Annotated in this window: 13 protein-coding genes and 1 pseudogene; 10 read left to right on the plus strand and 4 right to left on the minus strand. The window is 50.7% G+C overall.

Annotated features, from left to right (window positions below; translation table 11 throughout):
• The first annotated feature begins 20 nt into the window (after positions 1 to 20).
• From cobN to KDM87_RS16705, 4 genes are read left to right on the plus strand one after another with little or no spacing between them, the layout of a single operon-like run.
• Entirely contained in the window at positions 21 to 4,103 is a 4,083-nt protein-coding gene (gene cobN / locus KDM87_RS16690; protein WP_212680264.1) for a cobaltochelatase subunit CobN, read from the plus strand.
• Positions 4,100 to 5,071, plus strand: a complete 972-nt coding sequence (locus KDM87_RS16695; protein ID WP_212680265.1) for a ChaN family lipoprotein — start codon at positions 4,100 to 4,102, stop codon at positions 5,069 to 5,071. Before cobN ends, KDM87_RS16695 begins: the two co-directional genes overlap by 4 nt.
• Complete coding sequence (locus KDM87_RS16700) at positions 5,071 to 5,562, plus strand: MotA/TolQ/ExbB proton channel family protein (RefSeq protein WP_230407843.1); 492 nt, start codon at positions 5,071 to 5,073, stop codon at positions 5,560 to 5,562. Before KDM87_RS16695 ends, KDM87_RS16700 begins: the two co-directional genes overlap by 1 nt.
• A 2-nt stretch (positions 5,563 to 5,564) precedes the next feature.
• On the plus strand, positions 5,565 to 5,882 hold the full coding sequence (locus KDM87_RS16705; protein ID WP_212680336.1) for a DUF2149 domain-containing protein: 318 nt from the start codon (positions 5,565 to 5,567) through the stop codon (positions 5,880 to 5,882).
• 151 nt (positions 5,883 to 6,033) lie between these two features.
• Here KDM87_RS16705 and KDM87_RS16710 read toward each other — a convergent pair whose 3' ends face one another.
• Both KDM87_RS16710 and KDM87_RS16715 read right to left on the minus strand, forming a co-directional pair.
• Positions 6,034 to 6,540, minus strand: coding sequence for a DUF3016 domain-containing protein (locus KDM87_RS16710; RefSeq protein WP_212680266.1), 507 nt, complete (start codon positions 6,538 to 6,540; stop codon positions 6,034 to 6,036).
• 270 nt (positions 6,541 to 6,810) lie between these two features.
• The gene (locus tag KDM87_RS16715; RefSeq protein ID WP_212680267.1) at positions 6,811 to 7,260 is read right to left on the minus strand and encodes an outer membrane lipoprotein; all 450 of its coding nucleotides are present in this window, start codon (positions 7,258 to 7,260) and stop codon (positions 6,811 to 6,813) included.
• Positions 7,261 to 7,508: 248 nt separating this feature from the next.
• Here KDM87_RS16715 and KDM87_RS16720 point away from each other — a divergent pair, with 248 nt between their 5' ends.
• Entirely contained in the window at positions 7,509 to 8,015 is a 507-nt protein-coding gene (locus KDM87_RS16720) for a DNA-deoxyinosine glycosylase (protein WP_212680268.1), read from the plus strand.
• A gap of 35 nt (positions 8,016 to 8,050) precedes the next feature.
• Here the strand turns inward: KDM87_RS16720 and KDM87_RS16725 are convergent, their stop codons facing one another.
• Entirely contained in the window at positions 8,051 to 10,684 is a 2,634-nt protein-coding gene (locus KDM87_RS16725) for a hypothetical protein (RefSeq protein WP_212680269.1), read from the minus strand.
• 198 nt (positions 10,685 to 10,882) lie between these two features.
• Here KDM87_RS16725 and KDM87_RS16730 point away from each other — a divergent pair.
• From KDM87_RS16730 to tfpB, 3 genes and pseudogenes are all read left to right on the plus strand, one after another.
• Positions 10,883 to 11,233: pseudogene (locus KDM87_RS16730) on the plus strand (DNA-deoxyinosine glycosylase); the annotation flags it as partial.
• Positions 11,234 to 11,345: 112 nt separating this feature from the next.
• Entirely contained in the window at positions 11,346 to 12,164 is an 819-nt protein-coding gene (locus KDM87_RS16735; RefSeq protein WP_212680271.1) for a spermine/spermidine synthase domain-containing protein, read from the plus strand.
• Between the two features lie 47 nt (positions 12,165 to 12,211).
• Positions 12,212 to 13,993 (plus strand): type IV pilus assembly ATPase TfpB, encoded by a 1,782-nt coding sequence (gene tfpB / locus KDM87_RS16740; protein ID WP_212680272.1) that lies wholly within the window; start codon positions 12,212 to 12,214, stop codon positions 13,991 to 13,993.
• A 2-nt stretch (positions 13,994 to 13,995) separates the two neighbouring features.
• On the opposite strand, the gene KDM87_RS16745 is transcribed toward tfpB, so the two are convergent.
• Positions 13,996 to 14,889: an SDR family oxidoreductase gene (locus KDM87_RS16745; RefSeq protein ID WP_212680273.1), complete on the minus strand. Its 894-nt coding sequence runs from the start codon at positions 14,887 to 14,889 to the stop codon at positions 13,996 to 13,998.
• A 12-nt stretch (positions 14,890 to 14,901) separates the two neighbouring features.
• Here KDM87_RS16745 and KDM87_RS16750 point away from each other — a divergent pair, with 12 nt between their 5' ends.
• Positions 14,902 to 15,927 carry a CDP-6-deoxy-delta-3,4-glucoseen reductase gene (locus KDM87_RS16750; protein ID WP_212680274.1) on the plus strand — a complete coding sequence of 342 codons (1,026 nt, stop codon included), beginning with the start codon at positions 14,902 to 14,904 and terminating at the stop codon, positions 15,925 to 15,927.
• Positions 15,928 to 16,308: 381 nt separating this feature from the next.
• Positions 16,309 to 17,499 carry an acetylornithine transaminase gene (locus tag KDM87_RS16755; RefSeq protein WP_212680275.1) on the plus strand — a complete coding sequence of 397 codons (1,191 nt, stop codon included), beginning with the start codon at positions 16,309 to 16,311 and terminating at the stop codon, positions 17,497 to 17,499.
• The last annotated feature ends 6 nt before the right edge of the window (positions 17,500 to 17,505 follow it).

The following is a 17,505-nucleotide window of genomic DNA, read 5'->3' on the forward strand; positions in this document are numbered from 1 at the left end:
TGCATTCTGACAAGTTCGCCATGACATCTGCCACACCCAGCTTTTTTCAACGTTTTTTTAAACCCAATTTATATCAACGCAAAACATCGTGGGTACAGCGCTTGTATGGCTTACTTGTTATATTGATTTCTTTAGCCTGCCCGCTCTGCACAACAGCGCAGGCAGCCAATGTACTGATTATCACCAGCAGCCCGGTTCCGCCGGGAAAATTCCGCATGCTCGCAGAATTAGCCAGTGCGCATGGCGTCAAGATCGATACCCGCTACAGTGAGAAACTTCCTGCCAGCACGGATGCGAGTATATTCAACGGCTACGACATCGTTATGTTTGACGCCCCGCGTGATCACATCCGTGAAGCTATTCAGGCGCAACTGCACCATGCCTTATTCGGCTTAAAAAAACCGTCGCTCTGGCTGCACACCACCGAGCCAGTCTGGAAAAATTTACCTGAGCCGCTGGCTAAACGTCTGAACACATACTACGTCAACGGCAGCACGCCCAATTACCAGCATTTTTTTGAAACACTCTCGGCATACCTTGCAGGACGTTCATGGAAACAGATCGCAGAACCGATTCTGTTTCCAAAGTCAGCCATCTACCATCCCCGCGCGCCGGGACTGGTGTTTGCCAATGCCGCGACCTACCTGAAGTGGAAGCAAGTCGATCTCACGCAACATCGCCCGGTGATCGCGATTGCCATGCATCAGCAATATGTTGTTGCGGAACAAACCGCCTTCGTCAACGATATGATCTACCGCATTGAAGCGGCAGGTGCTATACCCATTGCGTTTTACAGTCCGGTGATGGATGCAGATGCCATCGGCAGCATGATTGCTCCCGGCGGTAAGCCTATTGCAGATGTTCTGATCAATACACAGATCATGCTCAATCCGGAAGGACGAAAACAAGAATTTGAAACACTGGGAATTCCCGTCATACAAGCAATGCCTTACCGAAAAGGAGATATCGCCGATTGGAAAAAAGATCCGCATGGTATCGCTCTGATGGATGTTCCCTTCTACATGGCGCAGGCAGAGTATGCGGGCGTCAGCGATATACAGATCGCTGCCGCAACCGATAAAACAAATGATCAGATTGTTCCTATCGCAGAACAAACGTCCGCTGTCGTGGCTAAGGCGATTAATCTCGCCAAGCTGAAAAACATGCGGCACGTCGATAAAAAAATTGCGATCTTCTTTTGGAATTACCCGCCTGGCGAAAAAAATCTGTCGGCATCTTATCTGAACTTACCTAAGAGTCTCGATGCGACGCTGGCAGGACTTAAACTCGCAGGCTATAAAACAGATACCCCAGGTGAGAAAGAGCTGACACGACAATTACAACGTTTGCTGGCGCCGTTCTATCGCCCGCCTGCAGATAATCGTGTACTGAACGCCTTGATTGATGACGGTCTTGCCGATCTGATGCCGGTCGCAAATTATCGGGAATGGATCAATACTCTGCCAGCAGAAGTCAGAGCAGAGATTTTGAAAGACTGGGGTGATCCGGAAAAATCGACGATGGTCGTGGAACGTCAGGGTCGGAAATACTTTGCCATACCGCGTCTGCAAATCGGTAATGTCATCCTGATGCCGCAAGCACCACGCAGTGAACGTGGAAGTGATAAAGAGAAACTGCTATATCACTCCAATGTTGCAGCACCACCGCCATTTTATCTGGCAAATTATCTTTGGACGCGTCAGCAATTTGGTGCGCATGCCTTAATTCACTACGGAACGCACGGCACGCAAGAATGGCTGCCAGGAAAAGAGCGCGGTCTCTCTGTGTATGACTACCCTCAGCTGGCAATCGGTGATGTACCGGTAATTTACCCCTACATCGTCGATAACATCGGGGAAGCACTGCAAACAAAGCGCCGCGGAAGAGCCGTGACTATCTCACATCAGACGCCACCATTCGCACCTGCTGGTCTGCACGAAACGCTGACACATATTCATGATTTACTGCATGCGTGGCTCGCGCAAGATGAAGGCATGGTCAAACAAAAACAACAGGCTGAACTGATTTCTCTGGTTAACAAAGAACGCCTCGACAAAGATATGAATTGGGATGCGCAGCAGATCAGCAACAATTTCGCAGGGTTCATCAATGTTTTACATGACCATTTACACGAACTGGCCCGTACCGCACAACCGATGGGATTACATACATTTGGCAAAGGCGCAGCAGAAGAATGGCGACTCGGCACAGTCATGCTGATGCTGGGAAAATCTTTTTGGGAAGCAGCTGCCGCTCCGGGCGACGATATTGACGAAGCATTAGTCAACGACTACCGGAAACTCAGCAGCTCATCTGCCTATCAGTTACTGAAGCAACATATTATCGACGGCAAACCGGACGACAAGCTCACACCGACATTACGAGAAGCGATAGAAAAAGGACGGCAGTGGTACAACGATCTTGCGGCAACCAGTGAAACCGCCGGATTACTCGCGGCGCTTGATGGCCGCTACATTCCGACATCGTATGGCGGAGACCCGATCAAAAATCCAGAATCCTTACCCACCGGACGTAATCTGTACCCGTTTGATCCATCCCGCATCCCCACGAAAGCAGCGTGGGAAGCCGGTAAAGAAACAATGGAGAACTTAATTGCGACGCATATCCGGCAATCGGGACACGCTCCGAAAAAACTGACTTTTTCATTATGGTCTGTCGAAACGATGCGCCATCAGGGCATGCTCGAAGCACAGGCATTATGGGGACTTGGAGTAGAGCCGGTATGGGATCAGGGTGGTCGTGTTGTTGACGTAAAACTGGTGTCACGTGCAGAATTAAAACGTCCCAGAGTCGATGTCGTACTATCAGCGACAGGTCTGTATCGCGATCATTTTCCTAACGTGATGAAAATTCTCGCCAAGGCTGCAAAACTCGCTGCAGAAGCTAATGAGGCAGATAATCCGGTGGCAATCAATGCCCGCAATATCAACGAGCAATTAGTCAGACAAGGATGGGCAACGACCGCGGCAGACAAGGCCAGCAAAACCCGTATTTTTTCTTCTGAGTCCGGCAAGTACGGTACAGGTCTTGACGATGCAGCGCTGGCAACCGATACCTGGGAAGGCAAAGCTGAAGGGGATAAAAAACTGGCGCAGCTTTATTTAGGACGTATGCAATATGCCTATGGCCCTGATGAAGCTGACTGGGGGAAAAGCGCAACGGAATTAAGCAATGGAAAGCCCGGTAATCTTTACGCCACGCACTTAAAAGGCACAGAAGGCGCGATTCTCTCAAGAACATCCAATCTGTATGGCATGCTCACGACAGATGATCCGTTTCAATATCTTGGCGGTATTGCGCTTGCTGTGCGTCATCTGGATGGACGCGCACCTGAACTGTACATTTCCAACCTGCGCGAATCTGGCGGCGGCAAAATCGAAGGTGCCGCGCAGTTTCTCGCGAAAGAACTGGCAACGCGTAACTTCCATCCCGGATATATCAAAGGACTGATGTCTGAGGGGTATGCGGGCACCTTGCAGGTACTCGACAGTATGAATAACTTTGCGGGATGGACTTCAGTTGCGCGGGAAATCGTGCGGGATGATCAGTGGCAGGAATTTGTCGATGTCTATGTGCGTGACAAGCATCAGCTTGGCTTAAAAGACTGGTTCGAACGTGAGAACCCGCATGCACTCGCACAGACGATAGCACGTATGCTGGAAGCGGCACGCAGCGGTTACTGGCAGGCAGATGTCGCGACAGTCAGTGAGTTAAAGCAACGCTATCGCGAGCTGGCTCAGGCCTACGACGTTAAAACTGACAATGCAAAACTGGCAGCCTATACCGGACTCAGCGGTCTTGGGCTTGATGCTCCCGCATCAGCAAAAACTCATCTTCAGGAAACAGCGGCAGCGAATGCAGCCAAGACACCGCCTGCCACGCAAACCACCCAAAAACCCAAACCAGATACAGAGACAAAACCTGCAGCAACAACGCAAACAGTCAGCGGAATGAAACTGGAATCCGTTTCACAAAAAGTCGTTGAAACGCTGGGACAGTTAATGATTGCGGCCATCGCTCTTCTCATTTTATTTCCTTTGATCGGCGCATGGCGCCAGTGGAGAAAGTCAACATTATCATGAAAAAATACACAAACCGATATCATTGGGTCTCCTGCGTAGCAGCTACGCTGCTGAGTACGCTGAGCCTCGCCGCAGTGGCTCAAACAACGCATCCGCTGGAGGGACGTATCTGGGATACACGTTCAAATAGCTTTGTCAGCGAAGACGCCGCTTACAATGCGGCAGCATCCAGCCGCTATGTGCTTCTGGGTGAAAAACATGACAGTACGTTTCACCATCAGTTGCAGCTACAGACGCTGCAAGCACTTCAGCAACGCCACCAGGGTAAAACACCTCTGACGCTGGCGATGGAGCAATTCGATTCCGAGCATCAGCCAGCGCTTAACGCAGCCGTTAACGCCGGCATAAAAGATGCAGAACAACTGGCTGATGCAGGCATGCTCAATCGACAAGGATGGCAATGGCCGATATACAAAAATCTGATCACCTTCGCAGCAACACATGACTGGTTGCTTATCGCCGCAAATTTGTCGCGCAAAGATGCGCGCGCCATCGCTACGGGTGCGGTGAAGCCAGAATTACCGATAGCAGATGCAGCCCAGATCGCGGCGTTAGAAAATGAAATCGTACAAGGGCACTGCGGTCAACGCCCGGCACCGGCGCAACTTTCCGCAATTGTCACCGCGCAACGGGCCCGTGATGCGCGTATGGCAGCCGCTGTTGAGGCAAGTACAGGCCCTGTCGTACTGATCGCTGGCTCAGGACATGTGCAACGTGATTTCGCGGTTCCCCGCTACCTGAAAAACAATGCCAGTGCCCTTACCGTCGCCTATGTCGAAGTCCTTGACGGTAAATATTCGCCTCAGGACTACAAGTTAACAGGCTTTGATCTGCTGTGGTTTACGCCGCGCACAAAACGCGAAGATCCCTGCGCCACGCCGATAGGCGGCGTTGTCTCCGGAGCAGCGGCAACAAGCACACCAAAGACATCCTCATCCATACCATCACCAAAAAAGGAAAACCAATAATGCAAACATCCACCCTTGAACTACTGATGTATCAGATCGGACAATTGTTCTTGTTCCCGGTACTCGTACTGGTCGCCGCAATGTTTGCGTATTCATTTTATGCATTAGGCTCATTCATACTGCAAGCGCTGCAACGGCGTCGGCGCTCGCAACATCTGGCAGGATTTCCTTTGCTGCAGCATGTTCGCAGAAACGCCGAAGCCTCATCCGATGAGCTTGATTTGCTCGCACACAAATTACTGGAACCTGCACGCATCGCCAGTCGCATTGCGCCTATGCTGGGACTAATAGGCACAATGATTCCTATGGGACCTGCACTGAAATCATTAACAGATGGTAATCTCGCGAAAGTATCGGGCAATCTTACGGTCGCCTTTTCCGTCGTGATCATCGCACTGATCGCCGCCAGTATCACCTATTGGATCGCCAACGTTCAACGTCGCTGGCTGGCAGAAGAACTCGTGGAAATTCAAAAAGAGAAAACAGCATGAGCCTGAAGCTATTACATGAACCTGAGAGCGATGATCCTATTCTCTCTGTAGTCAATATTATCGATATATTTCTGGTCATTATTGCTGCACTACTCATTACAGTCGCACAGAATCCGCTGTTAAACGCATTCAGCAAACAGGATGTCACTATCATCACGGATCCGGGAAAGCCGAACATGGAAATGATGATTAAAAAAGGCAAAACAATAGAACACTATAAATCCAGCGGCGCTATTGGTCAGGGAGAAGGGGCAAAAGCAGGCACGGCCTACCGCATGAAAGACGGTTCTATCGTTTATATTCCGGAAGAGAAACAATAAAACCAATGGATTTCCTGTAGCAAAACCAAAATCACACTATTTCAATAACAAATGGTCTATTGCTTTTTGGCATTGAAAAAGTAATTCATGTATGAAAAAAGGAAAGTGTTTTCAGTGAAACACTTCCCTTTTTGCAGGAAAAAATCAATGGTCACTTCGTCGGAAATTTCTTATCGCGCTGCTGTTTTCTGAACCAGTCCTGCAGCATTTTTTCTTCATATTCAAAGCTGGTATGGCCGGAAGGAATATGCATACCCATCATAAAATTCATGTCTTTAATATCGTCCTTGCCTTCGGCTATCGTGACTCCCTTACCATCGGTCATGCGATAAGTGAGTGACATGCGCGGCCAGTAAATTTCTTTGATAACGCGAATGTCGTTCGCCGTGCCACGCATCATAGGACGAACATCGCCCGCCAGATCAACATCGGTAACAGTAATCTCCCACTTCACGTCGTCCGGTAATTTTTTAGCCAGATCGATAAAAACCTCGCCCAGCTCTTTCATTACGCGCTCCTGAAATGCCTCGAGGGTTTCGCTGGATGGGCGTATATCCGTATATTTTTCCGGTGTTTGCCAGGTGATACTGACTTCGCCCGCATACACAGGGGATGTAAGTGCGCTCGCTGTAAGCAGAGCCAGACCAATCTTTTTCATCTCTTTTCTCCTGAATCCAATCAAGCAGCAAATCGTCATCTTCGCTTTATTCAGCGTCCGTCGGTGAAATGCGCCGCTATGTACAAAATATACACTTTTCCCATTTCGCCGCAACAGCGGCAATCAAAAGTTAAGCGTGTGCCTTTGCGCTGCGAATGCAAAACAGCCAGCGAATCTGATTTTTTTGCTGGCTGTTTTGTTCGCTACTTTTTTAGCTGCGTTGTTAGCTGTTGTATCGGCTGGTTTCGACGGCTCAGCTGAACCGCCGGATTAATGCGTCACGCGCGTTGTACGTCCATTCGACAACAGACGCACTCTTTCACCTACGCGGAACAATTCATCGGCGTCTTGCGTAATCGCTCTGAACTCACCACTGTCAAGCCTGACTGTAATTTCGAGGCCGCGCTTTTGGCTATTGTTCTGCTCGATTTTCTGGCCGATCAGACCACCGGCCACTGCGCCGACGATACCCGCAGCTATCGAGCCGTTACCGCCACCGATGCTGGAACCGGCGGCAATACCGCCCAGCGCCGCGCCCGCTGCAGTACCGACACCGGTTTGCCCTTTATCGATGGTTACTTCGCGTACTGATTCCACATAGCCCATGCGTACACTTTGCTCATTCTGAGTCTGGCTGGCGCGATAGACGCTGCCGGAGTTATTCGGTTGCGCACAAGCACTCAGCAGCGCCACAGCAGTCAGTATTAATACTTTTTTCATTGCGATCTCCTTATTCATCAAAACATCAGTACAACCTATGATCACACTCAGTCATGCTCAGACTGCGCAGCAGATGAAAAGTTTCTATCGAAGCGTTTGAGTCGAGGCACCGAGCGGCATACACAATAGTATAGCCATGCATCATAATGTTTGCTGGCTAGCGCGCAATCAAAGCGAAGATCACTAAAAATAAGCAGCAAAAGCACGCATTTCAACGCTTGTTACTGCAAAAACGAACAAACCAACAAATGAGTCAAATAATTTTATCTGGATTTCCCCCTGTCATTGATAAGGCAACCCACACCCTGATTCTGGGCAGTTTCCCCGGACAAGCCTCGCTGGACGCACAACAATATTATGCGTTTCGCCACAACAAATTCTGGGAACTGCTCGGAACGGTGATCCATATTGATTTGCGTAGCCTGCCCTATGAAGCTCGCCTGCAGACCCTGCTCGCACGTGGCATTGGTTTGTGGGATGTCGTCGCAAACGCAAATCGCACAGGAAGCCTTGACAGCCAAATTAAAAATCACGTGGATAACGACATTGCAGGGATGATCGAATCCCTGCCACATTTGAAAACGATTGCCTTCAACGGCGGTACCGCAGCAAAACACGGCTTGAAACAACTCGGGACAATCGCCAGTCGCTACCAGATAGTCCTACTGCCATCGTCAAGCCCCGCCTATACGCTTGCATTTGAGCAAAAGCTGCAATCCTGGAAAAGGTTGTGTCAATTTGTCTGTTTGCATTGAAGTGTTTTTCAAGCAGAAGCACTTCAATGTAAGATTCACTTACGGTCAATCAACGTACGCATTTTCCGGGCTGAAGCCTCATCATTTGAACTCTGCTTCCTTAAAGCTGTGGTCAGCGCTGGCCCTTCCCAATTCAGTTCACCTCGCAACGAAGGCGTGAGATATTCACAGTGCTGCTCAAATCGGGCATGAAAATGGGTCAACGTCTCGCCGACATAAACCGCCTTATCCACTGCAAACCAGCCGATTGAGTTATTGCAACCTACGCCATTCGCAGACCAACTCAATCCACCGAATGCCCGATTCTGGAACGGAATACGCATTACATAGTCATAGAAACCCGTCTGGAACTTCTTCATTCCTATCATGGTCTGGAATGCACCGCTCCAAATTCTTAATCCGGTTTTGGAGGACTCCATCGATAACCCAAAATACGCATCGTTGTTGTACAGCGCAGTCAAGCTGGCAAAAAACTGGGTGTCCTTATTAGTCATTAGTACAGACCTACCTTGACCAATGCGATCCCCTTGGTCGGATTGCACATATAAATAATTACCACTTGTAGGCAAAGACCCTGCTGGTGCCCGCCATAAATCCGCAGGAATCGGTGCTGGCCCAGACGGTTGCCGCATGTCCGCCGCCATCCAGCGGATTTCGCCACGGGTTGGGCCAGGATCGTTGTCGCAGTGCTGCTCAAAACGCATGAGCAATTCGATCAATTGGTTCCCAGAATAAGTCACCTTATCGACAACCACCCCGGAAGTGGCTTCATTGCAGCCACGCGCATTACCGCTCCAATTGAACTTGCCACGTGAAGGATTGTAAGCCGCAGAATTGTTGAGTCCCGCATAATAACCGGTCAAAATCTGAGTTGCATTACTCATTGCTGCAAAGCTACCGCCCCAAATCTTGTCGCCTTTCACTTCCACTGAGACAGAATTGCCGGTACCGCTGACTGTGATTAAGCTGTTTAACGGCGTGTAAAGGTGGGAAGACTGGCTGGAAGACTCGTCACCAAGATAGTCGCTACGGTCGCTTTCCAAATAAATATAGTTTCCCGACGAAGGTGTATTGCCTGCCTCAGGATGCCAAAACAGCGATGGTACAGACATCGATGGTCCGGTAAAGTTGTCAGACTGACCGGCTCGCCAATGCAACTGCCCATGCAGCAGGCCGCTAGCATTACCAGCCCGGTTATTGCCAAGTTCTTCAAAGCGTAAATCCAGCGCCACAATCTTTCCTGATGAGTAGTTGATACTGTCGATGACAACCCAACCCTGCGGTGAAAATTCCCCGTAGCCGTCAAGCGAAACAGTGAACGCACCGCGGGTCAAATTACCATAGTCTCCGACAGTAAACTGACTTTGTCCTGGCTTAGGTGCCAGGCTCACGTTCCAGTGGTGAGCGCCATGCACGTTAATGGCCAGACGGTTATCCTGCACGTCGACACTGAACGTGGCGGTCGAGTTGGTTTGCAGATCGATCAGACCTTTGGCCAGCGGCTCACCCACATCGCTTTGCATATACAGATAATTTCCGCCGACAGGCAACGCTGTCGCCGGTGCATACCAAGAACCGACTTCTGTATTGACTGCAACAGGCGGAAGTGGCGATGGTGCTTTCCAGTGAATCACTCCACGCAGGGCGGCAGCTCGGCCCTCGCAATGCTGCTCGAAACGCAGATCGATGGCGGTCACTCGCAAGGTTGTCGCGTCACTTGTTACCGAGTCGATCACCACCCAACCTGTAGATTTACTGCAACCTCGCCCCGCGCCAGTCAAACTCATGCCCCCTTTAACCGGATTGTGGAAACGCGAACCATGTATACCCGGATAGTAACCTGGTTGGAAAATCTTAAAACCGTACATCCCCCGTAGTTCAGCAGACCAAAGGTCGCTTCCATTAACGGTAATATTCAAGTTAACGTTATCCCCGACAATATCGATCTTGGAGCTTCGCTGATCGTAACGCCATGTCTTGCCTAAGCCAACATAATCACCATCATCGCTTTCAAAATACGCATAGTTGCCGACACTGTTAGCTACATCACCCGGAGGACGCCACAGCGAAGCTGGCACAGGAGCAACGGGTGGCGGCGGTTTGGTGGTATCGTCAGCATAGTATGTAATTTCACCATGCATAGCTGCGGCTGCACCATCACACTGACGCTCAAAGCGAATCTTGACCTCTCCGAGTTGTGTGCCGATATATTTCACATGGTCAATACTGAACCAGCCATGGGAACTGGAACACCGTCTCCCTTCCCCCCACCAAGTCATCCCACTCTCCCCCCAGTCCATGCCATCGACATATTGCTGAACGTTAGTTACCGTGCCAGCCTGCAGCTGGTTTTGCGTCGAGCCACCAGTCTGGAATGCTCCTATCCAGGACTCATCACCTTCTACTTGAACCAATAAGCGATTATGGTCGCTGCTCACTGAAATCTTTGCATCACTTAAACTGTATGTGTAGTTTTGTCCCAAGCCAATCGCATCACCTGCATCGCTTTTCAGGATAATTTTGGTGAGACGGCTTTCAACTGGAGGTATCACGGGCGGTGTGACCGGCGGTTGCGTGGCAGTACCGGTTGTAGAACCGCCACCTCCACCTCCGCATCCGCCAAGCAAGACAAGAAAAACGACAATCAGTAAACGTGGTAAGTTGATCATGAAAATTTATTGCAAATAAAGAAATTCTATTTTGCACTAAAATTTTTTAAAAATCACTTCCTATTTACAATGACAATACTCGCCAATTACCATTTGGACGCATAACTCGGCGGCTATGACTCAGCGTCTGACTATCATTGAATAGCAGCTATTGGCTGCGAGCTAGCGTCAAATTGACCATGAGTTAATCAATTCTGGAGACTGTTGTCAGTTGTGCTGCAACAGGATCTGGTCACTTGTGATTACCCGCAAAAGCTGGAAATGCTGTTGGCACATGGGATAGGGCTGTGGGATATTTTCCGTCAATGTGTACGTCAGGGCAGCTTGGATGCAGCGATACGCGACGGGCAATTGAATGATTTTTCCGCGTTGCGGCGCGAGTATCCGCAACTCAGACGGGTTTGCTTTAATGGTAAAACAGCGGCAAAAATACAAAGCTGGTTTCAGGCACAAGGCTATCAGACGCTGGTGCTGCCCTCTTCTTCGCCGGCCAATGCGATGCGCTCGTTTGCAGAAAAATCACACGAATGGCAACAGATTCTTAACTGAATTTCAACTGAATTGATACCGTCCCATTTTATTTATCGTTGCTGTCACATAGCGCGACAAACTTTTACATGAATTCTGTTTTAGATACAAAAGCAAAAGGTAAAATAGCGCTATGCTAATCAAACGTAAATCCATAGAAGCCGAAGCCAATCGTCGCTCCGGCCCCAAGGCTGCGGCCGTAAAAAAATCTCCACGTAAACCTAAATTCGCGCCAGTCACGCTCTCAGAACTCGATGGTGTGCGCTTTTTACATTTTGGTACTGAATGGGTGCAAGGCGCGATGCGCTTGCGCAAACCGGATGCGATCGAACTCGAATACGCGCAACAGATGATGATCTGGATGTTGTTTAATTCAGAACCGCAACATATCGTTCAGCTTGGTCTCGGAACCGGTGCGCTGACAAAATTCTGCTATCGTCAGTTCGAGACCGCGCGCGTTACCGCCGTTGAGCTGAACCCTTCTGTCATCGCCATTTGCGAGAGCATGTTCAAATTGCCTGCGAATGACGACAGATTGAATGTCATCGAAATGGATGCGCTCGATTTTGTGAATGATGAAAATAACCTCGATACCATCGATGCGCTGCAAGTAGATCTGTACGATGCGACCGCCAAAGGGCCGGTATTAGACACCGCAGAGTTTTACCAGTCGTGCGCCGCCTGCCTCAAAGACAACGGCATCCTGACCGTCAATTTATTCGGCGATCACCCCAGCTATGCACGCAATCTGAAAGCCCTGCGCTTTGCCTTTGCCGAAGTTTTATGTCTGCCGGAAGTGCATGATGGTAACGTCGTCGCGGTTGCCTTCAAACACAAACAACAGTTTGATTTTGCTGCATTATATGAACGCGCGACAGAGATCAAAGCGGCGACCAAGTTGCCGACAAAATCCTGGGTCAACGGCTTAAAAGCAGCCAGCGATCCAACATAGTTTTGCGCCAGACACCTGCCCATAACCAATCAAATCAGCCACAGAAAATGAATCCAAAAGCCCCACGCCGCTTAGATCTGCAACAAATTTTCACCTGGCTGATGGCTGATGGCCTGATTCCTAAAGAAGAGGCGAAAGCGAAATACAATGAGGCGCAAGGTATCCTGAAAAACGGACCATCCACCATGCACCCATTGACGGCAACAGCGCAATGCAAGTTGCTTTCAGCAAAAGCACCGCATGCGCAGCTGACGCTGGATTGGCTGACCGAATGGGCGGCAGCCAAAGTACACCTGCCGTTTTACCGGATTGATCCTTTAAAAATTGATTTCACCACCGTCTCTGATGTGATGTCATCAACGTATGCAACGCGCTTTAATATTCTGCCTGTCGAATCGAATGCAAATACGGTGGTAGTGGCGACCACGGACCCGTACAACACAGAATGGCAAGATGAAATCGCGCGTATTTCGCGTAAAGAAATACGCCTGGTGCTCGCAAATCCGCTGGAAATTTCACAGTACATTGTGCAGTTTTTTTCGCTGGCGAAATCGATTAAAGATGCGCGCAAATCCAGCAGCAATGACCTCGGTTTGCGACAAAACTTTGAGCAACTGGTTGAACTTGGTAAATCAAATAAACAAGTCGATGCGAATGATCAGCACATCATCAATATCGTTGACTGGTTGTGGCAATTTGCGTTTGATCAGCGCGCCTCGGATATTCATCTCGAACCCAAGCGTGATATGGCGGTGATCCGCTTCCGTATTGATGGCGTGCTGCATCAGGTGTATCAGGTGCCGGCCACAGTGATGATCGCGATGATCGCGCGGATCAAATTGCTGGGTCGTATCGACGTGATTGAAAAACGACGTCCGCAGGATGGTCGTATCAAAACCCGCACAGCCGATGGTCAGGAAGTCGAACTGCGTTTATCGACGCTGCCTACCGTGTTCGGCGAAAAAATGGTGATGCGTATTTTTGACCCGGATGTCGTGGTCAAGACTTTGCCGGAATTAGGTTTTCCACTGAACGACGCGAAACGCTGGGACAATCTGACCAAGAAACCACATGGCATTATTCTCGTTACCGGGCCAACCGGTTCAGGAAAAACCACGACGCTGTACACCACACTCAAAGCGCTGGCCACATCGGATGTGAATGTCTGTACTGTCGAAGACCCGATAGAAATGGTGGAAGCATCGTTCAATCAGATGCAAGTGCAATCATCAATCGATCTGAACTTCGCCGATGGCATACGCGCACTGATGCGGCAAGATCCTGACATCATCATGGTCGGTGAGATCCGCGATCTGGAAACCGCAGAAATGGCGGTGCAAGCCGCGCTGACCGGCCATCTGGTGCTGTCAACCCTGCACACCAATGATGCCCCATCTGCGATCATGCGCCTGCTGGAACTCGGCGTTCCGTATTATCTGCTGGAAGCAACGATAATCGGTATTCTGGCGCAACGTCTGGTGCGGACTTTGTGCGTGCATTGCAAAGTCGCTGACGGTGAGATTCAGGATGCGATCTGGGAAACGCTGGTTGAAGACTGGGGCATACCGAAACCACAGACCGTCTATCGCCCCGTTGGCTGCCCGGAATGCCGCCAGACCGGTTTTCTGGGGCGTACCGGCTTGTATGAATTACTGACCGTGACCTTACCTTTCAGTAAGCTGATTACTGAAAACGCCGATATTCATGCCTTACGTGCGCAAAGTATCAAAGATGAGATGAAGCCTCTGCGCATTGCCGGTGCTTACAAAATCGTTGAAGGCCTGACAACCGCCGATGAAATTCTGAAAGTCACCTCATCGCTGATATAAAACTAATCTCGTAGTTTGACAGCCGCAAAAACACCATCGCGTACCTGCGGATATAGCAAGCGTGCGCCCAGCTCATGTTTGATACGCTGATTATCGAGGCGACGGGATTCCGACATGAATGACAGCAGCATAGGTGAGACTTGCTTTTGCAATTCAGCACGAGGCAAACGCGGCGGGTGCGGCAACGCAAATGCATCAGCCACCAGATCAAAATAATCACCCATCCGGATATCGCTGTCGTCCACCGCGTGATACACGCGCTGCGGCGAACCACGGAATAAGGCCAGCCGTATCAATCGCGCCAGATCGTCTCCATGAATATGATTGGTGTACACGTCATCACTGCTGATCAATGCCGGTGTGCCTTTTTGTAAGCGTTCCACCGGCAAACGATCCGCCGCATAAATGCCCGGTACCCGCAGAATCGCTAAGGTGGACTGACTGCGTTTTGCCCAGCTTCGCAGGCATTGTTCTGCCGCTACGCGCCTTACGGCACGTGCATTTTGAGGTCTGACCGGGTGCGTTTCGTCAAACCTTGCGCCAGCGCAATCGCCATACACACCGGTCGTGCTGACATAAACAAGACGGCTCTTGTCGGGTAAAATGGCGCTCAAATTCTGGCTGCGGACATCAATCACGCCGTCAGATCGCGGTGGCGCCAGATGCAGGATACGCTGTGCCAACCCGGAAAGACGTCGCAGCGTATGCGGCTGATCCAGATCAGCAACCACCGGCACCGCCCCCGCTGCACGCAGCTCTGCACAACGCGCAGGCTGACTGGTGACGGCAAAAATGCGGAAATGCGCACGCAATAATGGCAGCAGACGCATACCGACATCGCCACAACCAATGATCAGTAAGCGCGGCTTACCTATTTTTTTTAACTGTTTTTTCATGCTCAGGATTGTATGACTTTTCAAGTAACCGTGACCCCCAGCGGTCGTCAATTTAGCTGCGATGCAGATGAAACCGTATTATCCGCCGCTTTGCGCGCGGGCGTCATTCTGCCTTACGGTTGTAAAAATGGTGCCTGTGGATCTTGTAAAGGCAAAGTCACTGACGGCACTGTCGTGCATGGCAATCATCAGCAACGCGCGCTGACGGAGGATGAAGCCGCACAAGGTATGTCGCTGTTCTGCTGCGCCAAGCCACAAAGCGATCTGACTATCGAAGCGCGCGAGCTGGTCGCCGACGATGAATATCCGGTCAAGAAAATGCCAACCCGCATTGTGAAACTGGAAAAATTATCCGATGACGTCATGCTGGTCGCGCTGCAACTGCCTGCGAATGAAAAGCTGAATTACCGCGCTGGTCAGTACATAGAATTTTTACTGCGCGATGGCAAACGCCGCAGCTACAGTATGGCCAATGCGCCGCACGATGCTGAACACATTACCCTGCATATCCGTCACATGCCGGGCGGCTTATTTACCGAACAGGTTTTCTCTACATTGAAAGAGCGTGACATTCTGCGCTTTGAAGGTCCGCAAGGCACGTTTTATCTGCGTGAAGACAGCGACAAACCGATTATTCTGCTCGCCTCCGGCACCGGCTTTGCGCCGATCAAAGCACTGGTCGAACAATTGATCCACACTAAATCCACGCGCCCTGTGGCGCTGTACTGGGGCGGACGTCGTCCGGCAGACCTGTACATGGATAAGTTATGCCAGGAGTGGGCTGCGCAATTACCGGGCTTCCGTTATGTGCCGGTGATTTCCGATGCACAAGCCGAAGATCAGTGGCAGGGTCGCACTGGCTTCGTTCATCAGGCGGTGATGGCCGATCACGCTGATTTATCCGGCTATCAGGTGTATGCCTGCGGTGCACCGGTGATGGTCGATTCTGCCAAACGCGATTTTGTCGCGCAGTGCCAGTTACCGGCGGACGAGTTCTACGCCGATTCGTTCACATCCGAAGCCGATCTGGTGAATTAATCAGGAACGGACAGGGCATGTTGATGCGTTAAAAAGCAGCGTGCTTGCGACCTGTTAATCAATTACTCATCGTCCCCGCGTCCCTGAACCGGGCATCGTTTTTTTTTCAGCGCACTGCGCAAATTTATTTTGACGCAGTGCGCAAAAAGTCCTACTATCCGCTTTATGAAAATTTTTACCGACATGTCCTCACCAAATATCGCACGACGTCGCAGCTCGTTTTCAGAGCCTGGGACTATGTACGAGTGAGCGTGCGCGGAAGATGAGCGGCACCACAAGTATCAAGCCACAGGCGACACCTGTGGCTTTTTTATCATCAGCACCTGATTAATCTCCACCACTCTTTTTTACCCCTGCTTTGTCGACTTTAGGAGTCTTGAAATGGAATTCAGCCAGTACAACGTTAACGCTCTGATGTACATCACACCGCGCCCGGAAATCGTCTTTACGGAAGGCAGCGGCATGTGGCTGACGGATAACAATGGCAAACGCTATCTCGATTACCTGCAAGGCTGGGCGGTCAATTGCCTCGGCCACAGCCCTGCCGTGATCCACGACGCGCTGGTCGCACAGTCGAAAAAACTGCTGAACCCATCCCCTGCGTTTTACAACGCGCCGATGATAGAACTGGCTTCGCGTCTGACAGAGCAATCCTGTTTTGACCGCGTGTTTTTCACCAACAGCGGTGCAGAAGCGAATGAAGGCGCGATCAAACTGGCACGCAAATGGGGGCAGCTGAACAAGAACGGCGCATTTGAAATCATCACCTTTGATCACAGCTTCCACGGTCGCACGCTGGCAACCATGTCGGCCTCCGGCAAACCGGGCTGGGACAAAATATTTGCACCACAAGTCACCGGCTTCCCGAAAGCGGATCTGAACGACATCGCTTCAGTTGAAAAACTGATCAACGATAAAACCGTTGCGGTGATGCTGGAGCCAGTACAAGGCGAAGGCGGCGTCTTACCAGCCACGCGCGAATTCATGCAGCAACTACGCGCTCTGACGCAAAAACACGGCATTTTGCTGATCGTTGATGAAGTGCAGACCGGCATGGGTCGTACCGGCGAATTGTTCGGCTATCAGTTGTCCGGTATCGAACCTGACATCATGACGTTGGCGAAAGGCATCGGTGGCGGCGTGCCGCTCGGCGCCTTGCTGTGCCGCGAAGCAGTCGCCTGTTTTGTTCCCGGCGATCAGGGCGGTACCTACAACGGTGCGCCATTGATGACCGCCGTTGGCATCGCGGTACTGAAGGAGTTGACCAAGCCTGGCTTCCTCGATGAAGTCAAAGAAAAAGCGGCGTATCTGAGCGCAGAACTGGTGAAGCTCTCGGATGAATTCGGCCTGCAAGGCGAACGTGGTGAAGGCTTGCTGCGCGCGCTGAAACTCGGCGACAACATCGGCGCACAAATCGTTGAAACAGCGCGCAATATGGAGCCGGTCGGTCTGCTGCTGAATTCACCGCGCCCTGATCTGCTGCGTTTCATGCCTGCGCTGAACGTGACGAAAGAAGAACTCGATCAGATGCTGGCGATGTTGCGTGAAGTGCTGAAGCAAATCAAAAAATAAGCGCTG

The organism is Cognatundibacterium rivi (assembly GCF_018139565.1).
Classification (GTDB): Bacteria; Pseudomonadota; Gammaproteobacteria; order Burkholderiales; family Burkholderiaceae_D; genus Undibacterium; species Undibacterium rivi.

Excerpts from the sequence above, each read along its gene's own strand:
- cobN (WP_212680264.1), top strand. The coding sequence starts at position 21 with ATGACATCTGCCACACCCAGCTTTTTTCAACGTTTTTTTAAACCCAAT.
- KDM87_RS16695 (WP_212680265.1), top strand. The coding sequence starts at position 4,100 with ATGAAAAAATACACAAACCGATATCATTGGGTCTCCTGCGTAGCAGCT.
- KDM87_RS16700 (WP_230407843.1), top strand. The coding sequence starts at position 5,071 with ATGCAAACATCCACCCTTGAACTACTGATGTATCAGATCGGACAATTG.
- KDM87_RS16710 (WP_212680266.1), bottom strand. The coding sequence starts at position 6,540 with ATGAAAAAGATTGGTCTGGCTCTGCTTACAGCGAGCGCACTTACATCC.
- KDM87_RS16715 (WP_212680267.1), bottom strand. The coding sequence starts at position 7,260 with ATGAAAAAAGTATTAATACTGACTGCTGTGGCGCTGCTGAGTGCTTGT.
- KDM87_RS16720 (WP_212680268.1), top strand. The coding sequence starts at position 7,509 with ATGAGTCAAATAATTTTATCTGGATTTCCCCCTGTCATTGATAAGGCA.
- KDM87_RS16725 (WP_212680269.1), bottom strand. The coding sequence starts at position 10,684 with ATGATCAACTTACCACGTTTACTGATTGTCGTTTTTCTTGTCTTGCTT.
- KDM87_RS16735 (WP_212680271.1), top strand. The coding sequence starts at position 11,346 with ATGCTAATCAAACGTAAATCCATAGAAGCCGAAGCCAATCGTCGCTCC.
- tfpB (WP_212680272.1), top strand. The coding sequence starts at position 12,212 with ATGAATCCAAAAGCCCCACGCCGCTTAGATCTGCAACAAATTTTCACC.
- KDM87_RS16745 (WP_212680273.1), bottom strand. The coding sequence starts at position 14,889 with ATGAAAAAACAGTTAAAAAAAATAGGTAAGCCGCGCTTACTGATCATT.
- KDM87_RS16750 (WP_212680274.1), top strand. The coding sequence starts at position 14,902 with ATGACTTTTCAAGTAACCGTGACCCCCAGCGGTCGTCAATTTAGCTGC.
- KDM87_RS16755 (WP_212680275.1), top strand. The coding sequence starts at position 16,309 with ATGGAATTCAGCCAGTACAACGTTAACGCTCTGATGTACATCACACCG.